A 22,521-nucleotide genomic window follows, 5' to 3' on the forward strand; every position below is an offset into this window, starting at 1 on the left:
TTGGCTCAATCGTCGCACCGACGCCTCTCCGCCTGATCCAGGCCCTACGACAGATTCGGCTCAACGCCTACGTCACCCCCTGCCAGGAGACGTCTTGTTGGCGCGTCCTGCGCGCACTGTCCTGGTCGAACAAATCTGGCAGCGCACCGCGGTCTCGCGCGAGCAATTCGCACAGCTGTACCTCGCTCCCCTGCAGCGGTACGCCCATTTGGTTCAGGAATTTCCCGCTTCACAGGACGGGCACTACCGGTACGCCGGAGGCATGCTCGATCAGGCGCTTCACCGCGTCATCTGCGCACTTCGTCTGCGCCAGGCCTGCCTGTTACCTGCCGGCGCGCCACCCGAGGAGCAGGCCGAGCAAGCCGAAGCCTGGACGGCCGCGGTGGTCTACGCCGTGCTGCTGCAGGATCTGGGTAAGCTGGTCGTTGATCTCCGCGTAGAACACGATGACGGAACACCATGGCGGCCTTGGCAGGGCCCGCTGCAGCGCCCCTATCGCGTTCACTATCCGGATGAGCGGCCCTATCGCTTACAAGCCGCGGCCACCGCACTGCTCCACGTCCACGTGCTGGATCCGGAGCTGCTCACCTGGCTCTCAAGCTACGATGTGCTCTGGACACAGATGCTGTACATGATGAGCGGCCAGGAAGCGCACGCAGACATCCTGGGAGATCTCGCCTTTCAGGCCGCTCAAGCTGTGGCAGATCAAGCCTCCTGTTAAGCGCGCGTAAGGGGCTCTAAGCTAAGTCGCAGCCTGAATAGCGCATGCGGATAGGCCATTTCAACGCTACCTGCCAGGTTCCACGTGAAACGTTTAAGGCCTGGGCTAGGCCAGACGACGGGCGTCGCGTCGGATCATCTGTGGCGGCACGCCGAAGCCGCGCATGAACAATCCGCGCAGATGGCGGTGATTGCGAAAGCCGGTCTCCCGCGCCACCGTTTCCAGGGAATGACGGGGCTGCTCTATCATCAAACGTGCCGTCTCCAGGCGCAGCCCCTCGACGGCCTTTGCCGGTGACTACCTCGTCTCGGCGATAAACACCCGACTAAATTGCCGCGGACTCAGGTGAGGCACCTCGGCCAGCTTCTCAACACTCAGGGGGCGGCCCAGGTGCTGCCGGGCGTATGCGAGCGCGGTCTGAATCCGATCCGATTTGGGCATCAGGGTCAGCAGTTCTGAATGCTAAGTCTGGCCGCCAGAGCGGAATTGCTGCATGACCAGCCGATGCGCCACCGAGCGCGCTACCTCCATATCCAAGCCTTTTCCACCATGCCCAGCGCCAGGTCCAGGCCGGCGGTGGTCCACACGGGGCCGTCGACGATGAAGATGCGGTCCTCCTCGACACGGATCTGTGGATAGCGATCCTGCATGGCCCGTGCGAAGGACCAATAGGTGGTAGCCCGGCGCCGGTGGAGTAGACCGGCCGCGACCAGCGCAAAGCCACAGGTACAGATCCCCGCTGTGCGGCGCGCCTGGGCGCCGGCCAAGCGGACGAAATCCAGCAGTGTGAGCAACGGCTCGATGGCCAGGGCTTAGTCTCCACCAGCAACTGCTGGCGACAGCCGCGCCATGCCACTGGACGCTTTCGTCTCCTAGACTTTGGACAAGCTGGTCACTGCCGAGACCGAGGTGCTAGTGGATCGTGTGGTGCCGCTGCGGGCCAATGCCGGCCCGCAGGAGCATGCGCTGATCAACCGGTTCAACCAGGCACTGGCCGACAACCCCATCCCCGTTGCCTGACCAAGATTGCCGGCCGCCTCCCGCGGTCGGCAGGTATCAGTGGTCGACGTGCATGTCACTCCAGCAGTGATAAGTAGGCATCAACGTTCTTTCGTTTATTTCGAATATTGCACGTTTCGTTTATTTCGACTATAAACGCTAGTGGCGTATGAGACGCCAGGAATGTGCGTTGCCTTTGGGAGATACATCATGACCACCGCCGATCTTGCTCGAACCATTCTCCCGGATGAAAAAGCAATCGCTACGGCTACTGAATCAAGCCGTCAGATCGCTGCTTTCGTTTCAACGAAGCTAGATACTCAGCGTATTGAACTGGTTGATGAGGCCCAGCAACGCCAGGTTGTTGAACTACCTACGCTCGCGCTTAAGTTGCTCGGGGACATACTCAGCGAATTGGCCTTAGGCAACACCGTGAAGGTAGTGCCGATTCATGCAGAGCTGACGACCCAAGAATGTGCCGACATGCTCAATGTCTCGCGCCCTCATCTCGTTAAGCTGCTGGACGAAGGCCAGATTCCGCACACCAAAACCGGTAGCCATCGACGTATTAGGTTCACCGACCTCATGGTCTACAAAGCTGACCGTGATAGGGCGAGTCAGGACGCTATGGAAGAACTGGCTGCGCAAGCCCAAGCGCTTAACATGGGGTATTGATGAGACATTCACCGTTCACTGTCATCTACGATGCCTGTGTTCTGTACCCCGCACCTCTGCGCGATTTGCTGATGCAACTGGCCCTCACTGGAGCGTATCGAGCGCGCTGGTCCGAGCAGATCCATGATGAGTGGACGAGAAACGTGCTGAAGAACCGTCCCGACCTGACAAGCGCGCAGCTCGATCGCACTGTCGAACTCATGAATCGGGCAGTTCCTGACTGTCTTGTGAAGGACTATGAGCCTTTGGTGAAAGGGCTCGACCTACCAGACGAAGACGACCGGCATGTATTAGCCGCTGCCATCAAATGCGGTGCTTCGGTCATCGTCACCTATAACCTCAGGGATTTTCCTGCTGAAATCCTCAAGTGCTTCGAGATCGAGGCGTTGCATCCCGACGTCTTCCTGTCCGACATCTGGGACTTGGATCAAGCAGCTGTGCTTGAAGCGGCCCGAAGACAGCGTGCTTCTTTGAAGAACCCTACCCATACGCCCTGCGAGCTACTCGATACGTTGCTTAAGCAGCAGCTCCCCGAGCTCGTTAAGCATCTCTCCAACTTCGAGTCATTGATCTGACCTCTGCTAGGGCCAGAGCTCTAGGCCGGTAGGTGCGGGCCAGGTCCATCTGCTGCGCGGCGGACGCCTGAGCTTCGAAACCGCACGGGGCGAGCGGCGGGACTTGGTCGAGCCTAGCCTCATGCTGATGATTCGCCCGCGTGCGCATCAGCGCTTGCAGCAGCGCCGCCCCCTGGCGCTGATCGCCGACGAGGTCGGCTACGATAGTCCCTCGGCCCTGGCCCGCGCCTTTCGCCGCATCACCGGCGCGAGCCCGACCGAATGGCAGCGGGCACAGGCTCAGGCCTTCCCGGCAGCCGCCCCATCCCGCCATTCCACCACCCGATCCGCCCGCGCCCGGTCGCCGTCGATCAGTCGTGCATTAGGCTCATCGGTGCTTTCCACCCAGGCTTCGGCGTCCGCACGGCTGCGGCCAAAGTGCATGTGGCGGGCGACCAGCCGTTCGCGACGCTCTTCAGGATCGACACGCACATACCAGCACTCGTCGAACACCTCGGCGACATCGCTCCAGGGCGCCTGGGTCAAGAGCAGGTAGTTGCCCTCGCTGATCACCAGCTGGGTCTCGGCGTGGACCGGAATGGCATTGGCGATGGGCTCTTCGATCTCGCGATTGAACAGCGGCGCATAGACGGTCTCGCCGGCCACCGGCGCCTTCAGCCGCTGCAGCAGGGCGCGATAGCCGCGGGCGTCGAAGGTGTCCGGCGCGCCCTTGCGCTGGGCGCGGCCCAGACGCGCCAGCTCGCGATTGGCCAGGTGATAGCCGTCCATGGGCACCACCACGGCGCGCTCGCCGAGCGCTGCGGCCAAGAGTTCAGCGACGGTCGACTTGCCCGCGCCGGGAGTACCGGCGATACCCAGCAGGCGACGTCCACCCTGGGCCAGCAGCGCCTCGGCGCGGGCCAGGAGTTCAGCGGGGAGTTGCAGGCCCTCGACCGGACGCTGACTGCTCATGCCGGCACCCCCGGCAGCGCAAGGATGGAAATGGCAGGCAGGCACAGGAGAGCGGTCATGGCGGAGGTTCCGGCAGTGGGGATCGCGGCACGCTAGCACCCAGCGGAGCTGGTCGTCGACTCGGCGCCGGCATGGTCGGAAAGCCATCACAGTCTGCAGCCCGGCGAGCCGATACCGGCTGCTCCCCCTCGGCATCCACCCGGCGCTCTCGTACACTCCGCCTCCTATCGGCCGCGCGCCGCCGTGAGCCTCATACAAAAGGATTTGGTCACCATGAAGAAACCGCTACTTACCACCCTCGCCGGTGTGGCCCTGGTCGCCGTCGGCACAGCCGTGGGTGGCGCCTGGTACACCGGCACTCGGCTGGAAGGCGAATTGCGCCAGGCCGCGAGCCAGGCCCAGCTGGCTCTGCAGGCGCAACTCCCCGAGTACCCCTTGCAGCTCCAGCTGGTCGAGTTGCAGCGGGGTATCTTCAGCAGCACCGCCACCTTCAGTCTGAGCGTACAGGCCGAGGATCGGCCGCCCGTAGAGGTGCTGCGGGTGCTCGACAACATCCAGCATGGCCCCCTCCCCCTGACCCGCCTTAAGTCCCTGCAGTTGGCGCCGGTCATGGCGGTCAACCGCTTCACCCTGGCGCGCACGCCGGTCACGGCCGATCTCTTCACCCTGGCCAAGGGCGCCGAACCTGTACAGCTCGACGCCACCCTGGGCTACGACCGCGCGGTGGATGGCGGTCTCGCCCTGGCCGCCCTGCACGTGGACCAGCCCCAGGGCGCGGTGGCCTTCTCCGGCCTGACTGCCACCTTCAATACCGACATGGAAGCCAGTCGGCTGCGCCTGGACAGCACCGTCGGGCAATTCAGCCTTAATGTGCGCACGCCGGATGGCTGGGCCAAGCTGGAGACCGAAGGCTTCGGCCTGACCGGCGACAACCGTCGCAATGCCGATGGCTTCTGGCTTGGTCCAGGGCAGCTGCGTCTCGGCCGCCTGCTGTTGGCCATGCCCGGTAAGCCCGCAGTCGAGCTGCGGGATCTGCAGATTCAGGGCGACACCCGGCAACAGGGCCAGCAACTGGCAGGTACGCTCAACGCGAGCCTCAGTCAGCTTAATATCGCCGGCCAGACCCTGGGCAAGGCGACCCTGAGCAGTCACTACAGCAATCTCGACAGCCCGGCCCTGGCTCAGCTCAATGCCCTGCTGCAGCACCTGCAGCTGGATACCGAGCAAGGTCTCGACCCCACCACCCAGGCTACCCTGCAGCAGCATCTCGGCGATGTGCTCGCCGCGCGTCCCCAGCTGGTGGTGGATGATCTGCGTCTCGACACCCCAGGCGGCAGCAACCACCTGCGCCTGGACCTGACCCTGGCCAAGCCGGCGACCTACGATCTGCCGCCCGAGCAACTCGCGGCCCAGATGCTGGCCGGTCTCGATGCGCGCCTGTCGGTCGCGCGGGGCAGCCTGGTGGATGGCGTGCTGTTCCAGGCGGGCGCCCAGCGCACCCAGCCGGCCATGCAGCAGCAGGCTCAGGCCACCGCCGAAGCGCTGGCCGGCATCGGCCTGAACAGCGGCCTGCTCAAGGCTGAAGGCGAGGATCTGGTGGCTACCCTGAATTACAGCGCTGGGCGGCTGCTGCTCAACGGCCAGGAAGTCCCGCCAGAACAGCTGCTGGCCTTGTTGGAGCGCCCGCAACCCGCGGCACCCGCCAAACCCCAGGGTAAGGCGCCGAAGCGCTAGCGGATGCTTGGGCTGTTGGGCTTCGGCGATAGAGCCGCCTCAATTCAACCTACGTCACCAATCTCGTAGGTTGAATTGAGCAACGCGAAGCCCAACGCTTTAACCGCCTTACTTGAGCTCTAACCCGCCACTGGCCTTGTTCAGCTCACGCAGGTGCTTGCCGAGTAGGTCCAGGTTGGCTTCGGTCAGGTCCAGGCCATCGCGGGCCTCCGGCGAGAGCAGTTGGCGGACCTCGTTGTTGAGGGTGTCCCGGAGGCTGCGCAGGTGCGCTTGGCGCTTCTGGCTCTCGGCGGTCAACTGTTCCCACTCGCCCGGTTGCGGCAGGCCATAGCCGTCGGTGCCGAGCAGCTCGGCCGGACGGCTCAGGTAGCCGCTGTCCTTGAGGATCTGCTCCAGGGCGCCACCGGCCTTGCCGAAACGCGCCTTGTCCACCGCGTCCTGGCCCAGGTAGCGATCCTTGAGCTCGGTCTGCGCCTGCAGCAGCGCCCGGCGATAGGCCGCCTGCTCCAAGAGCAGCAAGGCGGCGCTGGCGCGCAGGTCGGCGCGCTGGAACTGCTCGCGACGCTGCTGCGGAGTCAGTGCCAGCCAGGCCTCGACATCCGCCTGGGGCAGCTTCAGGCGCTCTCGGGCCACCTTGAACATCGCCTGGAAGCGCTCGCGGAAGCTGTCGAAGCGATAGCCCAGCCGCAGCGCCTCACGTGGATCGTCTAGCACCGAGGTGTCCACCAGGTCCTTGAACCTCAGCGCATCCATCAACCCAGTGGGGGTGATGACATCGAGCTGGGCATCGGCCAGGCGCGGCACCCCGTCGTGCAGCAGCTTGAAGGTCTCCACCGCGCAGTTGTTGGTCACGAAGTAGTACTGGCCGTCATAGCTCCAGTGCACCTGGGCGGTTCGCTCGAGGAAGTCGGCGATCTCCGGACGGGTCAGCTTGAGCGGCACGGATTGCAGGCCGCGCAGCTCCACCTTGGTGTACTCGTCCACCACCTGGGCCAGGGGCAGCACGAACAGCCGCGACGGATAGGAGCCGGTCAGGCCGCGCCAGCTGGAGAGCTGGACGTCGTTGACGAAGGCGCGGAACGACAGCACCAGGTGGTATTGCAGATCCAGTCGGCAATCCGGGCCACGCGGCCGGCCGGGCGCGCAGACCACCAGGCGCAGCATGCTGTGCCCCCAGCGGCTCATGACCTTCTCGTTGCCCTCGGCCAGCAGGTAGTCCACCGCATAGACCCGCTCCGGATCGAGCCAGCCCAGGGGCGCCTCGCCGAAGTCGTTGCCGGCGTTGAGATAGGGATAGCGCCCCGGACAGGCATCGTGCTCGGGCGACCAGCCGAAGTGCTCGGCGAAGTAGCGCTGCAGCGCCGGCCGCCGGCAGGCGTAGCTGGGGTCGAGCAGGAAGTACTCCATGTTCACCGCCACGAATTCCTTCGGGTTGGTGACTTCATAGAGATCGGGACTGCGGGCGATGAAGAGATTCTTGGACTCGCGATTGCCGTGCTTGCGGGTCTTCACCTGCCAGCCTGCCAGGTCCAGCAGCCGTGGATCGTCGGACAGGGTATAGCTGCGCCCGGCCTGGCCCTGGCATTTCACCGGCAGCTGGTCGGAGGTCAGCCCCAGGCCGCCGCAGGAGAGGATCAGCTGGCGCTGCGCGGGCGTCCAGACGCGCTCGCGGTCATAGAAGTGGGTCAGCTCGTGCAGCACCGTGGCCAGCAGCTCGCGGTGCTGGGTGCCATGGGGCCGGCCGGTCTGGATGCGGGTGTCGCTGCCGTCGACCAGGCTGGGCAGCAGGCGGCGATTGAGCAGCAGATTGCGCCGATCCGCTTCGCCATAGGCCTCTTCCAGCAGCTCGCTGCTCCAGCGCACCGGGATGCGCTCGTCCAGCGCCGCCTTGAATCTGGGTGGCAGCAGGGCCTGGCCTTCATCCAGCAGTTGCTGGGTCGCCTGGATCTGCGCGGGCGTCAGGCCCTGGGTATCGAGTTCGAGGTGCAGGGCGGCCTGGGCCCCACCGAGAGCCAGGCCGGCCGCGAGGCCGGCCAGCCACTGCCGCAGCCGGCCGGCGCGGTTCTTCACAGTGCCAGGATGGCCTGGGCCAGCTGCAGGTCGTTGGCCTGGCGCGCGGCCGGGAACTGGTCGCGCAGGCTGCGGAAGGCTTCTTCCAGCTGGACGCCACGGATGTCGCCGTCGGTGGCGACAAAGCTGGCGGCATCGCCGCGCGCGGCCTGGATCATCTTGGCGTCGCGGATGGAGGTGGTGGTATCGGAGGTGAAGTCGATGCTGCGCTGCAGCGCCCGCACCACGATGTTACTGGTGGCCACCAGGGTCTGGGCCTGAGCCAGGCTCGAAACGCCCAGGGTCAGGGCAGCGGCGATAAGCAGGGAACGGCGCATGGATACTCCAGGGATGTCACGGAATTGAAACGGACTACTGACTCAGAATCGCCTGGGCGAGTTCCCGGTCGGAGGCGTGCAGTGCCGGATCGGCTGCGCGCAGGGCGCGGAGGGTTTCCTCCAGCTGAGCACCGCGCAGGGCGCCGTCGGTGGCGACGAAGGCCGCGGCATCGTCACGCGCCGCCAGGACCAGCTTGTTCTGGAAGGGGCCAGTGGTGAGCTGGCTGGTGCCGTAGATGGTCTTCACCAGACCCTCGGTGGTGGAGTCGAACGCCAGGACCGGCGTGGCGAGACAGAGGCCGAGCAACAGCGCGGCAGAACGACGGATATGCATGGATGACGACCCTCCGGTGGCAGATGGTCGCCAAGGCTAACGCAGCCCCCCGCTCCGGGCTAGCAGCCACGGGGTACGGGGGGTATCGCGGTGTTGCGCGTCAGATGGCGAGAATCGCCTGGGCCAGCTGGTCATCGCTGGCCTGCCGCAGTTCGGGCGCCTGACTGCGCAGGTGGTCCAGCGCCGCTTCCAGGCGTACGCCGCGGATGTCGCCGGCGCTGCCGACGTAGGTGGCCGCATCGTCACGGGCTTCCTGGACCAGCTTGTCGTTCTTGAAGGAGCCGGTGATGGACGAGGTGGTGTCCGAGGTCGCATCGATGGCGTTGACGATGATGTCGGTGGTGACATAGAAGCTCGACGCCGAGGCGGCGGTGGACAGGCAGAACAGCGCCGCGGCGGCGCCCAGGTGCAGGGTTTTCATGGGGGACTCCCGTCTGGATAGGCCTGAGTGAGACTACCGTCAGCCCGAGGAAGTCGCATCCCGGCGCAGATTTTCACTCCCGCCAGAAGGGTTTGTCGCCTTCCCGCCGCTGATCCGCCAGATTCAGACCCAGATCGCCCAGCGCCCGGCCGTCCAGCTGCTGCAATTGCCGCCGGCCCAGGGCACGCAGGCGCCAGCGGACGAGCAGCGCGAACAGGGCGCGGCATCCGCGCCGAGGGGAGACCGAGCGGGCAATGGCACTGTCGGGCGAAAGGCGATCCATGGCGATATCCAGCGAAGCGGCAGAGGAGACTCAGCTTCGCCGCTGACGTGGAACCAGACCACTTACAGCTAAAGAATACTGTATCCGTACAAAATTCCAAATCTCGGATCTGTACCTGTCACTCCTGTCCGAACCACTCTGGCACGGCTCACTGCGCCGGTCGGACGGGATACGGCTGTATCACCTGCCTGCGGCGTATGCCTGATCTGTCCGAGTCGCTACAATCGAGGCTTTCAGCGCCCATCCGCGAGAGGCACCGCCATGAGCTTCAAAGTTTTCGTCGACGGCCAGGAAGGCACCACCGGCCTGCGTCTGCTGGACTACCTGACCGGCCGTTCGGACATCGAACTGCTGCGCATCGACGAGAGCAAGCGCAAGGATCCGGCCGAGCGTGCGCGCTTCCTCAATGCCGCCGACGTGGCCTTCCTCTGCCTGCCCGATGCCGCCTCCCGCGAAGCGGTCAGCCTGGTGACCAATCCCAACACCTGCATCATCGACGCCAGCACCGCCTTCCGCACCGACAGCAGCTGGACCTACGGCCTGCCGGAACTGGCGGCCGGTCAGCGCGAAGCGCTGCGCGCCAGCAAGCGCATCGCCAACCCCGGTTGCCACGCCACCGCCTTCATCCTGCTGGCCCGGCCGCTGGTGGATGCCGGTCTGCTGGCCCCGGACACCCCGCTGTCGGCCTTTTCCCTGACCGGCTACAGCGGTGGCGGCAAGCAGATGATCGCCGCCTACGAAGCCGGCGGCGATGCGCGCCTGCTGAGTCCGCGCCCCTATGCCATGGGCCAGGGCCACAAGCACCTGCCGGAAATGCGCGTGCAGAGCGGTCTGGCCGCCGCGCCGGTGTTCAGCCCCATCGTCGGCCCCTTCCTCAAGGGCCTGGCGGTGACCATTCCGCTGCATGCCAGCCAGCTGCGCCCGGGCACCACCGCTGCCGACCTGCAGGCGGCGCTGGCCCGTCACTATGACGGCGAAGCCTTCATTCGGGTGGCCCCGGTGGCCGCCGAGGAGGAGCTGGACAATGGCTTCTTCGACGTCCAGGCCAGCAACGACACCAACCGCGCCGATCTCTTCGTCTATGGCAATGCCGAGCGGATGACGCTGGTGGCGCGCCTGGACAACCTGGGCAAGGGCGCGGCAGGTGCTGCGGTCCAGTGCATGAACGTGCACCTGGGCGCCGACGAGGGTCTGGGGCTCGCCAGCGGCCGCTAGTCAGGGCGCCGGCTTTCTGCTCGGACGGGGCGAACCTTTTTCCTGGCGCCCCGTCTGAACTGCTGAACGGTTTGGATAGCCGTTCTGCTCCTTTGCTGTTTAGTGTTGGCAGATGCTGGACCCCTGCTTGGCGGTCCAGTCTTGAACTCCGGACTTCTCCCCTCCCCCGATGGAAGTCCGGAGTTTTTTTATGCCTCGGCGACGGGCTCGTCGAGGCCCAGCCAGCGGGCCAGCACACGCTGCGCGTCTTCCACGCCCTGACGCTTGGGCGCCGAGAACAGCTGGATGCTGGCGGTATCGCCCCAGCCCTGGCGTACGTCGCGCTGCACCTTGAGCAGGGCATTCTTCTGGGCGCCGAAGGCCAGCTTGTCGGCCTTGGTCAGCAGGATGTGCAGCGGCATGGAGCTGGCCTGGGCCCAGTCCAGCATCAGGCGGTCGAATTCGGTCAGCGGATGGCGGATGTCCATCATCAGCACCACGCCGCTGAGCGAATTGCGGCTGCTCAGATAGGCCTCCAGGTGCTCCTGCCAGTGCTGCTTGAGCGGAATCGGCACCTTGGCGTAGCCATAGCCGGGCAGGTCCACCAGGCGCCGCTCGTCGTCGAGGCTGAAGAAGTTGAGCAGCTGGGTCCGCCCCGGCGTCTTGGAGGTACGCGCCAGATTGGCGTGGGTCAGGGTGTTGAGCGCACTGGACTTGCCGGCGTTGGAGCGACCGGCGAAGGCCACTTCCAGGCCGCTGTCGAGCGGGCACTGATCGACCTTGGCGGCGCTGATGAGAAAGGACGCCTGCTGGCACAGACCGACGATGGGATTCTTGAAGCTGGACATGGGGGTACTCGCGAGCGCGCGGCAAAGCCAGCAGTATATCGGATGCGCCGGGCGAGAGCCGTGCCCCCGGCAACCTGAACGAAGCCTGAACATGGCCGGCCTCGGGCGCGCCGGCGACTAGGCGCGGCGATGCACCCGGCTACAATGCCCGCAATCCGTCATGCCCGGTTGGTGGGCGTGCCTTCTTCCAGGAGTAGTCCCATGCGCAACCTGCTTTTCTCCGCCGTGTTCGCCGCCGCCAGTCTGTTCGGCGCGGCCGCCCATGCCGACGACATCCAGGCCGGCAAGCAGTACACCGAACTGAGCAGTCCGGTTCCGGTGTCCGAACCCGGCAAGATCGAAGTAGTTGAGCTGTTCTGGTACGGCTGCCCGCACTGCTATGCCTTCGAGCCCACCCTCAACGCCTGGTCCAAGAAGCTGCCCGATGACGTCGCCTTCAAGCGCGTGCCGGCCATGTTCGGCGGCATCTGGAACGTCCACGGTCAGCTGTTCGTGACCCTGGAAGCCATGGGCGTGGAAGCCAAGGTGCATGACGCCGTCTTCGCCGCCATCCACAAGGAGCACAAGAAGCTGGCCACCCCCGAAGAGATGGCCGATTTCCTCGCCACCCAAGGCGTGGATCGTGACAAGTTCCTCAGCACCTACAACTCCTTCGCCGTGAAGGGTCAGGTGGAAAAGGACAAGAAACTGGCCATGGCCTACCAGATCACCGGCGTGCCGACCATGGTGGTCAACGGCAAGTACCGCTTCGACCTGGGCTCCTCGGGTGGTCCGGACGAGACCCTGAAGGTCGCCGACTTCCTGATCCAGAAAGAACGCGCCGCCAAGTAAGCGTTACCCGCCGCCGCGTCCCGCGGCGGCGGCTCCTCAGCTCGTCCCTCTCAAGCGGCCTCCGGTCGTCCTGCTCAAACTTTCCCCGAAACCGCCGATACCCTAGCCACTATCAAGTCGGCTGGCCGCCCCGTCGTGCCTGCCTGCTGGCCACCCTCAAGCCTTTGGAGCGGGCGGATGGAGCGCGCGGACGTCGAACGCTGGAAAAGCAAATACCTGGAGAGCCTCGAGAATCTCGAACGCCTGGAAAGCCGGTGGGAAAACCGCCTGGACCTGGTGCGTCGTGGCCTCGTGCGCAGCAGCCTGGCCGCCGAAGGCAACGACGCGGCGGTGGACGCCTGCCTGGTCGAACTGCGCGACATCCTCCGCCGTGACGACAGCGACGCCGACCTCGCCAAGCTGATTCCGCGCCTGGAGCGCACTGTGCTCGACTCCGAGCAGCGCCGGGAATTGCGTGCGCGCCAGGTGGCCGAGGCCTTTGCCGAACTCTGCCGGCTCTTGCAGACCCTGGAGTTGCCGCGCGACCAGCGCAAGGCGCTCAAGGGTTTCGCCAAGCGCGCCCAGGCCGCGGCCGACCAACCGGGTGAATTGCCCGCGCTGCTCGGTGAATTCAGCCGTCTGCAGCAACAGGCGCTGAGTCAGCTGCACCCCGAACAGCCCGCCCGCGCCGGTTTCCTGCAGCGCCTGCTGGGCGGTCGAGGCGAGGCGGCGGAAGAGGCGCCGGCGACCGCGTCGAGTCCGCTAGCTACAGACGCCTCGCCGGCGCCAGTAGCCTCGCCAGCGACGGAGGCGCTGGCAACGCCCGAACCGCCGCCGCTGCCGGTCGAAGGTATAGCCGCTGCGCCATCTGAAGCCCCTGTAGAGCCCCTGGCAGTCCAGGCCGATCCGGCCTATGCCCTGCCCCCGGTGCCCGAACCCGGCTACAGCGCCATTGCCCCGCACCTGGAAGCCACCCTGCTGCGGCTGCTCGACGACCTGGCGCTGCCGGACAGCCACAAGCCCCAGGCCGAGCACCTGCGCCAGCGCATCCAGGGCAGTCTGAACTGGTACGAACTGGTGCCGGTGCTCGACGATCTGTCGGTGCTGGTGCTGGCGCTCAACCATTCCGGGCAGAGCGAATTCCAGCTCTACCTGCGCCGCCTCAACGAGCGCCTCGCCGCCTTCCAGACCGGTTTGCAGGACGTCCATGTCGGGCGCCAGGACGGCCAGACCCAGGAGCGCGCCTTTGGCGACGCCCTGCGTGGCCAGGTCAATGAATTGCAGAACGAGGTGCAGGAGGCGACCGACCTGGACAGCCTCAAGCTGTCGCTCGACAGCCGCCTGGAAGGCCTGCTGACCAGCCTGGCCGACCAGCAGAGCCAGCGCGAGACCCGCGAGCAGGAAGCCAGCGAAAGACTCAGCGCTCTCACCGAGCGCGTCGCCGGCATGGAGCGCGAGGCCCAGCAGTATCGCGGCCATCTGGAAGAACAGCGGCAGAAAGCCCTCTGCGACCCCCTCACCGGGTTGCCCAATCGCGCCGCCTGGAGCGAGCGCCTGGAGCTGGAGGTGGCCCGCTGGCAGCGCCACGGCGGCGACCTGCTGCTGGCGGTGCTCGACGTCGATCTGTTCAAGCGCATCAACGATGGCTACGGCCACCTGGCCGGTGACAAGGTGCTCAAGATCATCGCCAGCGAATTGCAGCGTCGCCTGCGCAAGACCGACTTCATCGCCCGCTTCGGCGGCGAGGAATTCGTCATGCTACTGGGTGCCACGCCGGTCGCCGGCGGGGTCACCCTGATCGAGCAGCTGCGTGCCGCGGTCGCCGCCTGCCCCTTCCATTTCAAGGGCGAACGGGTGGTGATCACCCTGTCCGCTGGTCTCGCGGCCTTTGCGCCGGGCGAGGATGCCGATACCGTATTCGAGCGTGCCGACCAGGCGCTCTACCGCGCCAAGCGCGCCGGACGCGATCGCCTGGACGTGGCCTGACCCCTTCCACGTTCGCGAGGTAATCGTGCGAAAGCCCTTCAAGCTCCTCCCCTGGCTGCTCTGCGGCCTGCTCCTGGCCGGCTGTTCCAGCGGTCCGCGCATCAATGACGACTACACCGCCCGCGATCAGGACAGTCGGGTGCAGTACATCGTGCTGCACTACACTGCGGCCGATTCCAAGCAGTCGCTCAAGCTGCTGACCCAGGCCGGCGTCAGCGCCCACTACCTGATCGATACCGACGGCACCATCTATCGCCTGGTGGACGAGAATCGCCGCGCCTGGCATGCCGGCGTGAGCGAATGGGAAGGCCGCACCTGGCTCAATTCCACCTCCATCGGCATCGAGATGGTCAACCTGGGCTTTCGCGACACCCCGGCCGGACGCCAGTGGTATCCCTTCAGCGAAGCCCAGATCGAGGCGCTGATCCCGCTGCTCAAGGACATCGAACAACGCCACGGCCTGGATCGCCGCGCCATCGTTGGCCACAGCGACATCGCCCCGGGGCGCAAGCAGGATCCGGGTCCGCTGTTTCCCTGGGCGCGCCTGGCCGCCGCGGGCCTGATCAACTGGCCGGATCCGGCGGTGGTCGCCCAGCGCCAGGCCAGCCTGGGGGGCGTGCTGCCACCCCCGGCCTGGTTCCAGGATCAGCTGGCACGGATCGGCTATACGGTGCCCCGCACTGGCGTGCTCGATGCGGCCACCCGCGATGTGATCGGCGCTTTCCAGATGAAGTACCGGCCGGGCCGCTTCGACGGCCAGCCGGATCTGCAGACGGCGGCGCTGCTGCTCAGCCTGCCCAGCGGTCGCTAGGCGGCCGCAGGCGGCTTACAGCCGCACGCTGGCAAAGGTGGATTCGCCCTGGGCCTGGCTCAGGGCCGCCAGCGCGGACGAGGCCGGCATCAGCGACAATTCCTGGGACAGCGGCATTAGCGCAATGGGCTGCTGGATGGTCGGACCCTGGCGCTCGTCACGCGGCGGGATGCCGAAGTATTCGCGGTAGCACTTGGAAAAGTGCGGAGTGGAGACGAAGCCGCACACCGAGGCCACCTCGATGATCGACAGGGTGGTCTGCTTGAGCAGCTGCCGGGCGCGGATCAGCCGCAGCTTGAGGTAGTAGCGCGACGGCGAGCAGTGCAGGTACTTCTGGAACAGCCGCTCCAGCTGGCGTCGGGACACGTCCACGTAGACCGCCAGTTCGTCGAGGTCGATGGGTTCTTCGAGGTTGGCTTCCATCAGCGCCACGATTTCCTGCAGCTTGGGCTGGTTGGTGCCCAGCATGTGCTTGAGAGGGACGCGCTGGTGATCCTGCTCGTTGCGGATGCGCTCGTAGATGAACATTTCCGAGATCGCCGCCGACAGCTCGCGGCCATGCTCGCGACCGATCAGGTGCAGCATCATGTCCATCGGCGCGGTGCCGCCCGAGGCGGTGCAGCGATTGCGGTCGATGGTGAACAGGCGGGTGCTGAGCACCACGCGCGGATAGGCTTCCTGCAGGGCCGCCAGGGTTTCCCAGTGCACGCTGCAGTCGTAGCCGTCGAGCAGGCCGGCCCGGGCCAGGGCCCAGCTGCCGGTACAGACCGCGCCCAGCTTGCGGCCCTGGCGCGCTTGGCTCTGCAGCCAGGTGCAATGTTCGCGCGACACGCTACGCTGGATGCCCACGCCGCCGCAGACGATCACCATGTCCATCACCGGGGCGGCGCTCACGGCGCTTTCCGGGGTGATCTGCAGGCCATCGCTCGCCCGCACCGGTCGGCCGTCCAGGCTCAGGGTGCACCAGCGATAGAGTTCCCGTCCCGACAGCTGGTTGGCCATGCGCAGCGGCTCCACCACCGACGCCAGGGAAATGAGTGTGAAGTTGTCCAGCAGCAGAAAGCCGATGGACTGGATCGCACGGGCCTGTGACGAGGTGGGAATGGGCGACATGGTTTGAATCTCCTTCACGCAGGCTGGGGCCCTTGGCTGGGCTCTAATGAGGTGCGGCGGACAACGTTGGGCGAAAGATGTGTCGCGGACGCATAAGTCATGTCGCAATTCCCATGCCGAAACTGGGTGAACCCCTGTCCAGGCAAGCTGTCTGGCACGAACAACCCATTCAGCAGCGCTCAATGACGTTGATTAGCTAGGGTTTTTATTTGCGACCTTTCTGATCCGAGACCGACCCTTTGCCGATGGCACTTCGCCAGATAAACGCCATCGGTAACACCGGGACGTAACCGACGCGCGCCAAAATGTGGCATGGCGACTCAACGGGCACGGTTGTAGGTCAGGCCCTACGACCGTCCGTCGCCCTTCTGGCCACTTATGGCGAAAAGCCACCAGGCCCCGGGTCAGACGGACCGGTACGTGCAGCGGCCAGCGGCCCTTCCCCTCGCGACCCCTAGAGTTCAGGATGAAAATCTCCCCAGCGCTGTGGTTGTCCGGTCTGTTGCTGAGCGCTGCCGTACAGGCAGGCGAAGCCGAGAATTGTCAGCAAGTACGCCTGGCCGATGTCGGCTGGTCGGATCTCAATATCACCAACGCCACGGCCCGCTATCTGCTCAGCGCCCTCGGCTACGAGACCGAGGTGCTGCGCCTGTCCCTGCCGCAGACCTACGACGCCCTGGCCGCGGGCGAAGCCGATGTCTTTCTCGGCAACTGGATGCCGGCGCAGGCCAAGCTCAGTCAGCCGCGGGTTGATGCGGGTGCGGTCGAACGCCTGCACGCCAACCTGGAAGGGGCCCGCTACACCCTGGCGGTCCCCCAGTACGTCTATGACGCCGGGGTGAAGAACTTCGCCGATATCGCCCGCTTCGCCGAGCGCTTCGATCACACCCTCTACGGCATCGAGCCCGGCAACGACGGCAATGCCCTAGTGAAGAAGATGATCGCCAGCAACGCCTTCGGCCTGGGCGACTTCAAGCTCGATGAATCCAGCGAGCAGGGCATGCTCACCCAGGTGCGGATGAAGGAACTGCTGGACCACCAGTGGATCGTCTTTCTCGGCTGGGAACCCCATCCGATGAACGTCCGGCACAAGCTGGCCTACCTCGACGGTGGCGACGAGTATTTCGGGCCGAACCAGGGCGGGGCGACGGTCTACACGGTGGTGCGCAAGGGCTATGCCCAGCAGTGCCCCAACGTGGCCCGGCTGCTGGGCAACCTGGTGTTTTCCCTGGACATGGAAAACCAGCTGATGGATCGGGTGCTCAACGAAAAGGACAATCCGCGCCGCGCCGTGCGCAACTGGCTCAAGCACAATCCCGAACGCCTCGACGCCTGGCTCAAGGGCGTCGCCACCCGCAGCGGCGCGCCGGGTAACGTGGCGGTGAAGGCCAGTCTGGCCAACTGATCCAAGGCCGCTCCGGCCGACGCCAACGCCTCTGGCCAGCGTTCCGCTACGGCGATGGACGCTGCTGCCCGCCTCTCTCGCTCTGCCGCAACGCTCCGGGCGCGGACGTGCCCTGGGGCTCACGCTGGATACGACATCTCCGCTTCTGGTTACGACGCCGCGTACACTGGTAGCGACGCAGGCGGTAGGCGAGCCTGGGGGGATGGGTTACAGATAAATACACGTGGGGCGCACCGAAAGGTACCCCGCCAAACGCAAGGAGATGTGTCCATGAAAGGTTGTTCCCGTTGGCTCTTGAGTGCTGCCCTGCTGGCGCCACTCGCTGTTCAGGCAGCCGAGCCGGCTTCCTGTGCCAAGGTGCGCTTTGCCGATGTCGGCTGGACCGACATCACCGTGACCACGGCCGTGACCAGCGAGGTGCTGCACGCCCTCGGCTACCAGACCACGACCAACATGATCTCCGTACCGGTCACCTACAAGTCCTTGCAGAACAAGGACATCGACGTCTTCCTCGGCAACTGGATGCCGAGCATGGCGGCGGACATCAAGCCCTATGCCGACAACGGCAGTGTCGAGACCGTACGCGCCAACCTGGAGGGCGCCAAGTACACCCTGGCCGTGCCCCAGTACGTCTACGACGCCGGGGTGAAGAGCTTCGCCGACATCGCCAAGAACGCCGACAAGTTCGACGGCAAGATCTACGGCATCGAGCCGGGCAACGACGGCAATCGCCTGATCCAGGGCATGATCGACAAGAACACCTTCGACCTGGGCAAGTTCAAGCTGGTGGAATCCAGCGAGGCGGGGATGCTGTCGCAGATCCAGCGCGCCGAGCGCCGCCAGCAGTGGGTGGTCTTCCTCGGCTGGGAACCCCATCCGATGAACACCCGCTTCAAGATGGCCTATCTCGAAGGCGGCGACGACGTCTTCGGTCCCAACTTCGGCGGCGCCACCATCTACACCAACGTCCGCAAGGGCTACGTCCAGGAATGCCCCAACGTGGGCAAGCTGCTGACCAACCTGTCCTTTACCCTGGACATGGAAAACCAGCTGATGGACAAGGTCCTCAACGAAAAACAAGCCGCGAGCGCCGCCGCCAAGGCCTGGCTCAAGGCCCATCCGCAGGTGCTCGACCAATGGCTGGCCGGCGTGACCACCCGCGATGGCAAGCCTGCGCTGGAAGCGGCCAAGGCCACCCTGGCCCCTTGATAGAACAATAACATTCGACTGTCCCGCGCCAGTTCGGGCGGGTACTGCCACAGCCGAAGCACGAATCCGCGGTTCTCGTGCTTCGACCTGTCCACTCCTACCTGACGGGCACCGTTATGTTACTTACCGACCACAAGCTCCCTCTCGGTCAGCAGATCGCCGACTTCATCGACTGGCTGACGCTGCATGGCGCCAGCGTCTTCGACAAGATCTCCGATGTGCTGTCCGGCCTCATCCACGGCCTCACCGCCGGCCTGATGTGGTTCAACCCGCTGGCCTTCATTGCCCTGGTCGCGGTAGGGGTCTATCTGCTGCAACGCAGCATCGGCCTGGTGATCTTCGCCCTCGTCTCCCTGCTGCTGATCCTCAACCTGGGGTACTGGCAGGAAACCATGGAAACCCTGGCCCAGGTGGTCTTCGCCACCCTGGTGTGCATCGCCGTCGGCGTACCGCTGGGCATCGTCGCCGCGCACAAGCCCTGGTTCTACACCGGCCTGCGCCCGGTCCTGGACCTGATGCAGACGGTCCCCACCTTCGTCTATCTGATTCCGACCCTGACCCTGTTCGGCCTGGGCGTGGTGCCCGGGCTGATTTCCACGGTGGTGTTCGCCGTAGCCGCGCCGATCCGCCTGACCTGCCTGGGCATCCAGGACGTTCCCGCCGAGCTGATGGACGCTGGCAAGGCCTTCGGTTGTTCGCGCTGGCAGCTGCTGACCCGCATCGAGCTGCCCCACGCCATGCCCAGCATCGGCGCCGGCATCACCCAGTGCATCATGCTGTCGCTGTCCATGGTGGTGATCGCCGCCCTGGTGGGTGCCGACGGCCTCGGCAAGCCGGTGGTGAACGCCCTCAACACCGCGGACATCGCCCTGGGCTTCGAAGCCGGCCTGTCCATCGTCCTGATCGCCATCCTGCTCGACCGGGTGTGCAAGCAACCCGCCCCTCGCGAGGTTAAGTAAATCATGACCGCCATACGTTTCGAACATGTCGATGTCATCTTCGGCAAGCAGAACAAGCGCGCCTTGGAGCTGCTCGACCAGGGCAAGGGTCGCAGCGAGATCCTCCAGGAGACCGGCCAGGTGCTGGGTGTCGAAGACGCCTGCCTGGAGGTCCAGAAGGGTGAGATCTGCGTGCTGATGGGCCTGTCCGGCTCGGGCAAGTCCAGCCTGCTGCGCTGCATCAACGGCCTCAACACCGTGAGTCGCGGCAAGCTGCTGATCGAGCACAAGGGCAGCGAGGTGGATATCGCCAACTGCTCGCCCGCGGTGCTCAAGGACATGCGCACCACCCGCATCGCCATGGTGTTCCAGAAGTTCGCCCTGATGCCCTGGCTGACCGTGGCCGAGAACGTCGGCTTCGGTCTGGAGATGCAGGGCCGCTCGGCCGCCGAGCGCAAGAAGCTGGTCGAGGAGAAGCTGGAGCTGGTCGGCCTGACCCAATGGCGCAACAAGAAGCCCGACTCCCTGTCCGGTGGCATGCAGCAGCGCGTCGGCCTGGCCCGCGCCCTGGCCATGGACGCCGACATCCTGCTGATGGACGAGCCCTTCTCCGCTCTCGATCCGCTGATCCGCCAGCAGCTGCAGGACGAATTGCTGCAACTGCAGGCCAAGGTCAACAAGACCATCGTCTTCGTCAGCCACGACCTCGACGAAGCCCTCAAGATCGGCACCAACATCGCCATCATGAAGGACGGTCGCATCATCCAGCACGGTCGTCCCGAGGACATCGTGCTCAATCCGGCGGACGAATACGTGCGCACCTTCGTCGCCCACACCAATCCGCTCAACGTGCTCAGCGGCTACAGCCTGATGCGCGGCTTGGACAAGTGCGGCCGCGAGGGCAACGAGATCTGCCTGGAGCGCAGCCACGACATCTGGCTGGCACTGGACAACCAGACGGTCAAGGCGCTGCGCCGCGGCGGCGAGAGCCTGGCCCTGCAACGCTGGACCCCGGGCATGCCGATCAACAGCCTGCAACGCCAGCCGACCCTGGCACCGGCCGATATCCGTATGCGCGACGCCCTGGAGATCCGCTACCACACCGGGCACAAGCTGGTGCTGGAGACCGATGGCCGCGCCGTGGGCATCCTTGGTGACAAGGAGCTCTACCACGCCCTGCTGGGCAAGAACCTGGAAAAGGCCGGCGAAGACGTCGCCCCGCCCGCGGTCCGCTCCACCCTGTCCCAGGCGGGCTGACCGCCCGCCCCGCCACCCGCCTCTCCGCTGCAGAGGCGGGTGCGCCCCTCTCCTGCTCCATCGCCGGCAGAGCCAGCAGGCTCGCCTGACAGGCTCCCGCCTCCCGTGCCCCTGAGCTACGCCTTTGACCCTGGCCAACAGACGCGCAGACGCCTTCCCCGGCAACGCCTGACGGTGCCGCCGAGCGACCAGGAGATGATCGAGGTAATACAAGGCAGGCGGGCTGCGAGCGCCTCGGCGCTCTCGCAGCCTGCCTGGAGAAGTAGTGGAAAACCCTAGAGCACCACCGTCCGCCCGGCGTTGAGGAAAACGCGGCGTTCCAGGTGATAGCCCACCGCCCGAGCCAGGGTCAGGCACTCGATGTCGCGGCCGCGGGCCACTAGGTCCTCGGCGTAGTGGGCATGGTCCACCGACTCGACGCCCTGGGCGATGATGGGGCCTTCGTCCAGGTCGTTGTTGATGTAGTGCGCCGTGGCGCCCACCAGCTTGACGCCCTTGGCATAGGCCTGGTGATAGGGCCGCGCGCCCTTGAAGCCGGGCAGCAGCGAGTGGTGAATGTTGATCGCCCAGCCGTCGAGGCGACGGCACAGCTCGGGCGACAGCACCTGCATGTAGCGCGCGAGGATCACCAGCTCGGCACCGGTCTCCTGCAGCACCTGCCAGACCCTGGCCTCCTGGGCCGGCTTGTCCTGGGGATCCAGAGGGAAATGGTGATAGGGAATGCCGTGCCAGGCCGCCAGGGGCTCCAGATCCGGGTGGTTGGAGATCACCGCCACCACGTCCATGGGCAACTGGCCGATGCGCTGGCGATAGAGCAGGTCGTTGAGGCAGTGGTCGGCCTTGGAGACCATGATGGCGACCTTGGCACGATAGCCGGGTGGGGTCAGTTCGAAGGTCATGTCGAAGGGCGTGAAGCGCAGGTCCAGACCGACGCGGAACAGGCCTTCGTTGAAGTCGCTGGGTACCTGGAATTCCACCCGGATGAAGAAGCGCTGGGCTTCACGGTCGTCGAAGCTGTGGTGCTGGGTGACATAGCAGCCCTGCTCGAACAGATAGCGCGTGACCACGTCCACGGTGCCGAGGCGACTCGGGCTCTGGGCGGTGAGAATCCAGGTATCGGGCGTGCGGCTCATGATGAATTCCTTTGCATGGAGATTAAGCCAGAATCACAAAACCCGACCTGCGCCTCACGCAGGTCGGGTTCGAGAGAACGACTGGACGCAGCGACCGATCAGGCCTCGATGCGCAGTCCGTACTCGGCGCTCGCGTCCTGCAGCCACAGCCAGACGTAGTCGGCGAAGCTGCGTCGCACCACCAGCTCCCAGGTGTCTTCCGCGGTATGGCGGATCATCAGCTGGGACTTGGCGAACACCGTCCCCACCGCCTTGCCCACCGGGAAGTTGCTCGGATGGACGTCGTAGGAGGTGGACTTCATCAGCACTTCACGCACCTTGGGGCCCTTGAGCTCGACCAGGGTCTGGCCGCCGCCGACGTTGACGATGGCGACATGGCGCTCGCCCAGGGCCTGGCGCAGGGCCTGCTCGGTGGCGAACTCGCTGCCACCAGGCACCACCAGCAGCCACTCGTCCGGGCCGAGCCACTGCAGCGAGCTCTCGCCCTTTTGGGTGATTGCCAGCGGACCGGGCACTTCCAGGCCGACCACACTCTGCACCGCGCCAGTGAAGCCTTCGTCATGGGCGTCGCCACGGAGGACCAGATGCCCCAGCAGGGCCCGCTCGCGCAGGGTCACCCCGGCGGTGGCCGGGCCGCGGCCGGCGAGCTTGTTCAGCTCGGCGTGGAACAGCGGGGATTCGGCGCGCGCCGTGGCGGAGTATTGGTCGTAGACATTGATGTTGTTCATGGGGCGCTA

The 22,521-nt window shown here is 65.5% G+C and carries 22 protein-coding genes and 2 pseudogenes; 13 read left to right on the plus strand and 11 right to left on the minus strand.

Going from position 1 to position 22,521, the window contains the following annotated elements; genetic code table 11:
- Positions 1-94: 94 nt before the first annotated feature.
- Positions 95-721: a TraI domain-containing protein gene (locus ACZ5R1_RS22445; protein WP_042134820.1), complete on the plus strand. Its 627-nt coding sequence runs from the start codon at positions 95-97 to the stop codon at positions 719-721.
- Positions 722-826: 105 nt separating this feature from the next.
- Here ACZ5R1_RS22445 and ACZ5R1_RS22450 read toward each other — a convergent pair.
- Positions 827-1,476, minus strand: a pseudogene (locus ACZ5R1_RS22450) (GlxA family transcriptional regulator); the annotation flags it as partial.
- A gap of 454 nt (positions 1,477-1,930) precedes the next feature.
- On the opposite strand from ACZ5R1_RS22450, the gene ACZ5R1_RS22455 reads away from it, so the two are divergent.
- The 3 genes and pseudogenes from ACZ5R1_RS22455 to ACZ5R1_RS22465 form a co-directional block, all read left to right on the plus strand.
- Positions 1,931-2,395 carry a helix-turn-helix domain-containing protein gene (locus ACZ5R1_RS22455; RefSeq protein ID WP_042135427.1) on the plus strand — a complete coding sequence of 155 codons (465 nt, stop codon included), beginning with the start codon at positions 1,931-1,933 and terminating at the stop codon, positions 2,393-2,395.
- A complete protein-coding gene (locus ACZ5R1_RS22460; RefSeq protein WP_042134822.1) occupies positions 2,395-2,970 on the plus strand; it encodes a PIN domain-containing protein in 576 nt (191 codons plus the stop codon). The genes ACZ5R1_RS22455 and ACZ5R1_RS22460 overlap by 1 nt, the downstream gene beginning before the upstream one ends.
- Before the next feature lie 142 nt (positions 2,971-3,112).
- Positions 3,113-3,238: pseudogene (locus ACZ5R1_RS22465) on the plus strand (helix-turn-helix domain-containing protein); the annotation flags it as partial.
- Between the two features lie 11 nt (positions 3,239-3,249).
- Here the strand turns inward: ACZ5R1_RS22465 and ACZ5R1_RS22470 are convergent.
- A complete protein-coding gene (locus ACZ5R1_RS22470) occupies positions 3,250-3,921 on the minus strand; it encodes a nucleoside/nucleotide kinase family protein (RefSeq protein WP_464712734.1) in 672 nt (223 codons plus the stop codon).
- Positions 3,922-4,194: 273 nt separating this feature from the next.
- Here ACZ5R1_RS22470 and ACZ5R1_RS22475 point away from each other — a divergent pair, with 273 nt between their 5' ends.
- Positions 4,195-5,655, plus strand: a complete 1,461-nt coding sequence (locus ACZ5R1_RS22475; RefSeq protein ID WP_042134826.1) for a YdgA family protein — start codon at positions 4,195-4,197, stop codon at positions 5,653-5,655.
- Between the two features lie 108 nt (positions 5,656-5,763).
- On the opposite strand, the gene ACZ5R1_RS22480 is transcribed toward ACZ5R1_RS22475, so the two are convergent.
- From ACZ5R1_RS22480 to ACZ5R1_RS22500, 5 genes are all read right to left on the minus strand, one after another.
- Positions 5,764-7,725, minus strand: a complete 1,962-nt coding sequence (locus ACZ5R1_RS22480) for a DUF7844 domain-containing protein (protein ID WP_042134828.1) — start codon at positions 7,723-7,725, stop codon at positions 5,764-5,766.
- The gene (locus ACZ5R1_RS22485) at positions 7,722-8,042 is read right to left on the minus strand and encodes a DUF2388 domain-containing protein (RefSeq protein ID WP_007160025.1); all 321 of its coding nucleotides are present in this window, start codon (positions 8,040-8,042) and stop codon (positions 7,722-7,724) included. Before ACZ5R1_RS22485 ends, ACZ5R1_RS22480 begins: the two co-directional genes overlap by 4 nt.
- A 34-nt stretch (positions 8,043-8,076) precedes the next feature.
- Positions 8,077-8,376, minus strand: coding sequence for a DUF2388 domain-containing protein (locus ACZ5R1_RS22490; RefSeq protein WP_037006567.1), 300 nt, complete (start codon positions 8,374-8,376; stop codon positions 8,077-8,079).
- A 100-nt stretch (positions 8,377-8,476) separates the two neighbouring features.
- A complete protein-coding gene (locus tag ACZ5R1_RS22495) occupies positions 8,477-8,797 on the minus strand; it encodes a DUF2388 domain-containing protein (RefSeq protein WP_007160027.1) in 321 nt (106 codons plus the stop codon).
- Between the two features lie 73 nt (positions 8,798-8,870).
- Complete coding sequence (locus ACZ5R1_RS22500; protein WP_042134830.1) at positions 8,871-9,080, minus strand: DUF1127 domain-containing protein; 210 nt, start codon at positions 9,078-9,080, stop codon at positions 8,871-8,873.
- A gap of 261 nt (positions 9,081-9,341) precedes the next feature.
- Between ACZ5R1_RS22500 and argC the strand changes: the two genes are divergently transcribed.
- Positions 9,342-10,295: an N-acetyl-gamma-glutamyl-phosphate reductase gene (argC, locus tag ACZ5R1_RS22505; protein ID WP_042134831.1), complete on the plus strand. Its 954-nt coding sequence runs from the start codon at positions 9,342-9,344 to the stop codon at positions 10,293-10,295.
- Between the two features lie 188 nt (positions 10,296-10,483).
- Here argC and yihA read toward each other — a convergent pair whose 3' ends face one another.
- Complete coding sequence (gene yihA, locus ACZ5R1_RS22510; protein ID WP_027598614.1) at positions 10,484-11,122, minus strand: ribosome biogenesis GTP-binding protein YihA/YsxC; 639 nt, start codon at positions 11,120-11,122, stop codon at positions 10,484-10,486.
- A gap of 201 nt (positions 11,123-11,323) precedes the next feature.
- Between yihA and ACZ5R1_RS22515 the strand changes: the two genes are divergently transcribed.
- The 3 genes from ACZ5R1_RS22515 (at position 11,324) to ACZ5R1_RS22525 (ending at position 14,729) form a co-directional block, all read left to right on the plus strand.
- Positions 11,324-11,953 (plus strand): thiol:disulfide interchange protein DsbA/DsbL, encoded by a 630-nt coding sequence (locus tag ACZ5R1_RS22515; RefSeq protein ID WP_027598615.1) that lies wholly within the window; start codon positions 11,324-11,326, stop codon positions 11,951-11,953.
- A gap of 177 nt (positions 11,954-12,130) precedes the next feature.
- The gene (locus ACZ5R1_RS22520; protein ID WP_042134835.1) at positions 12,131-13,918 is read left to right on the plus strand and encodes a diguanylate cyclase; all 1,788 of its coding nucleotides are present in this window, start codon (positions 12,131-12,133) and stop codon (positions 13,916-13,918) included.
- Positions 13,919-13,943: 25 nt separating this feature from the next.
- Complete coding sequence (locus tag ACZ5R1_RS22525; protein WP_464712735.1) at positions 13,944-14,729, plus strand: N-acetylmuramoyl-L-alanine amidase; 786 nt, start codon at positions 13,944-13,946, stop codon at positions 14,727-14,729.
- 15 nt (positions 14,730-14,744) lie between these two features.
- Here ACZ5R1_RS22525 and gbdR read toward each other — a convergent pair whose 3' ends face one another.
- Positions 14,745-15,842: a choline metabolism transcriptional regulator GbdR gene (gbdR, locus tag ACZ5R1_RS22530; protein ID WP_464712736.1), complete on the minus strand. Its 1,098-nt coding sequence runs from the start codon at positions 15,840-15,842 to the stop codon at positions 14,745-14,747.
- A 466-nt stretch (positions 15,843-16,308) separates the two neighbouring features.
- On the opposite strand from gbdR, the gene choX reads away from it, so the two are divergent.
- From choX to choV, 4 genes are all read left to right on the plus strand, one after another.
- On the plus strand, positions 16,309-17,247 hold the full coding sequence (gene choX, locus ACZ5R1_RS22535; protein WP_042134838.1) for a choline ABC transporter substrate-binding protein: 939 nt from the start codon (positions 16,309-16,311) through the stop codon (positions 17,245-17,247).
- Positions 17,248-17,517: 270 nt separating this feature from the next.
- The gene (locus tag ACZ5R1_RS22540; protein ID WP_027598620.1) at positions 17,518-18,456 is read left to right on the plus strand and encodes a choline ABC transporter substrate-binding protein; all 939 of its coding nucleotides are present in this window, start codon (positions 17,518-17,520) and stop codon (positions 18,454-18,456) included.
- A gap of 116 nt (positions 18,457-18,572) precedes the next feature.
- Positions 18,573-19,415, plus strand: coding sequence for a choline ABC transporter permease subunit (gene choW, locus ACZ5R1_RS22545; protein WP_027598621.1), 843 nt, complete (start codon positions 18,573-18,575; stop codon positions 19,413-19,415).
- A gap of 3 nt (positions 19,416-19,418) precedes the next feature.
- Positions 19,419-20,651: a choline ABC transporter ATP-binding protein gene (choV, locus tag ACZ5R1_RS22550; protein ID WP_027598622.1), complete on the plus strand. Its 1,233-nt coding sequence runs from the start codon at positions 19,419-19,421 to the stop codon at positions 20,649-20,651.
- Positions 20,652-20,926: 275 nt separating this feature from the next.
- Here choV and purU read toward each other — a convergent pair whose 3' ends face one another.
- Both purU and ACZ5R1_RS22560 read right to left on the minus strand, forming a co-directional pair.
- A complete protein-coding gene (gene purU / locus ACZ5R1_RS22555; RefSeq protein WP_042134842.1) occupies positions 20,927-21,784 on the minus strand; it encodes a formyltetrahydrofolate deformylase in 858 nt (285 codons plus the stop codon).
- A gap of 98 nt (positions 21,785-21,882) precedes the next feature.
- A complete protein-coding gene (locus ACZ5R1_RS22560; RefSeq protein ID WP_042134845.1) occupies positions 21,883-22,512 on the minus strand; it encodes a sarcosine oxidase subunit gamma in 630 nt (209 codons plus the stop codon).
- Between the last annotated feature and the right edge of the window lie 9 nt (positions 22,513-22,521).

The sequence above is a fragment of the Pseudomonas sp. Pso3 genome (genome assembly GCF_055393275.1).

Bases quoted from the DNA above. Each gene is read 5' to 3' on its own strand.
- ACZ5R1_RS22455 (WP_042135427.1), top strand. From the start codon at position 1,931: ATGACCACCGCCGATCTTGCTCGAACCATTCTCCCGGATGAAAAAGCA.
- argC (WP_042134831.1), top strand. From the start codon at position 9,342: ATGAGCTTCAAAGTTTTCGTCGACGGCCAGGAAGGCACCACCGGCCTG.
- choX (WP_042134838.1), top strand. From the start codon at position 16,309: ATGAAAATCTCCCCAGCGCTGTGGTTGTCCGGTCTGTTGCTGAGCGCT.
- choV (WP_027598622.1), top strand. From the start codon at position 19,419: ATGACCGCCATACGTTTCGAACATGTCGATGTCATCTTCGGCAAGCAG.
- ACZ5R1_RS22460 (WP_042134822.1), top strand. From the start codon at position 2,395: ATGAGACATTCACCGTTCACTGTCATCTACGATGCCTGTGTTCTGTAC.
- ACZ5R1_RS22490 (WP_037006567.1), bottom strand. From the start codon at position 8,376: ATGCATATCCGTCGTTCTGCCGCGCTGTTGCTCGGCCTCTGTCTCGCC.
- ACZ5R1_RS22485 (WP_007160025.1), bottom strand. From the start codon at position 8,042: ATGCGCCGTTCCCTGCTTATCGCCGCTGCCCTGACCCTGGGCGTTTCG.
- ACZ5R1_RS22475 (WP_042134826.1), top strand. From the start codon at position 4,195: ATGAAGAAACCGCTACTTACCACCCTCGCCGGTGTGGCCCTGGTCGCC.
- ACZ5R1_RS22470 (WP_464712734.1), bottom strand. From the start codon at position 3,921: ATGAGCAGTCAGCGTCCGGTCGAGGGCCTGCAACTCCCCGCTGAACTC.
- yihA (WP_027598614.1), bottom strand. From the start codon at position 11,122: ATGTCCAGCTTCAAGAATCCCATCGTCGGTCTGTGCCAGCAGGCGTCC.
- purU (WP_042134842.1), bottom strand. From the start codon at position 21,784: ATGAGCCGCACGCCCGATACCTGGATTCTCACCGCCCAGAGCCCGAGT.
- ACZ5R1_RS22520 (WP_042134835.1), top strand. From the start codon at position 12,131: ATGGAGCGCGCGGACGTCGAACGCTGGAAAAGCAAATACCTGGAGAGC.
- choW (WP_027598621.1), top strand. From the start codon at position 18,573: ATGTTACTTACCGACCACAAGCTCCCTCTCGGTCAGCAGATCGCCGAC.
- ACZ5R1_RS22515 (WP_027598615.1), top strand. From the start codon at position 11,324: ATGCGCAACCTGCTTTTCTCCGCCGTGTTCGCCGCCGCCAGTCTGTTC.
- ACZ5R1_RS22500 (WP_042134830.1), bottom strand. From the start codon at position 9,080: ATGGATCGCCTTTCGCCCGACAGTGCCATTGCCCGCTCGGTCTCCCCT.
- ACZ5R1_RS22560 (WP_042134845.1), bottom strand. From the start codon at position 22,512: ATGAACAACATCAATGTCTACGACCAATACTCCGCCACGGCGCGCGCC.
- gbdR (WP_464712736.1), bottom strand. From the start codon at position 15,842: ATGTCGCCCATTCCCACCTCGTCACAGGCCCGTGCGATCCAGTCCATC.
- ACZ5R1_RS22540 (WP_027598620.1), top strand. From the start codon at position 17,518: ATGAAAGGTTGTTCCCGTTGGCTCTTGAGTGCTGCCCTGCTGGCGCCA.
- ACZ5R1_RS22495 (WP_007160027.1), bottom strand. From the start codon at position 8,797: ATGAAAACCCTGCACCTGGGCGCCGCCGCGGCGCTGTTCTGCCTGTCC.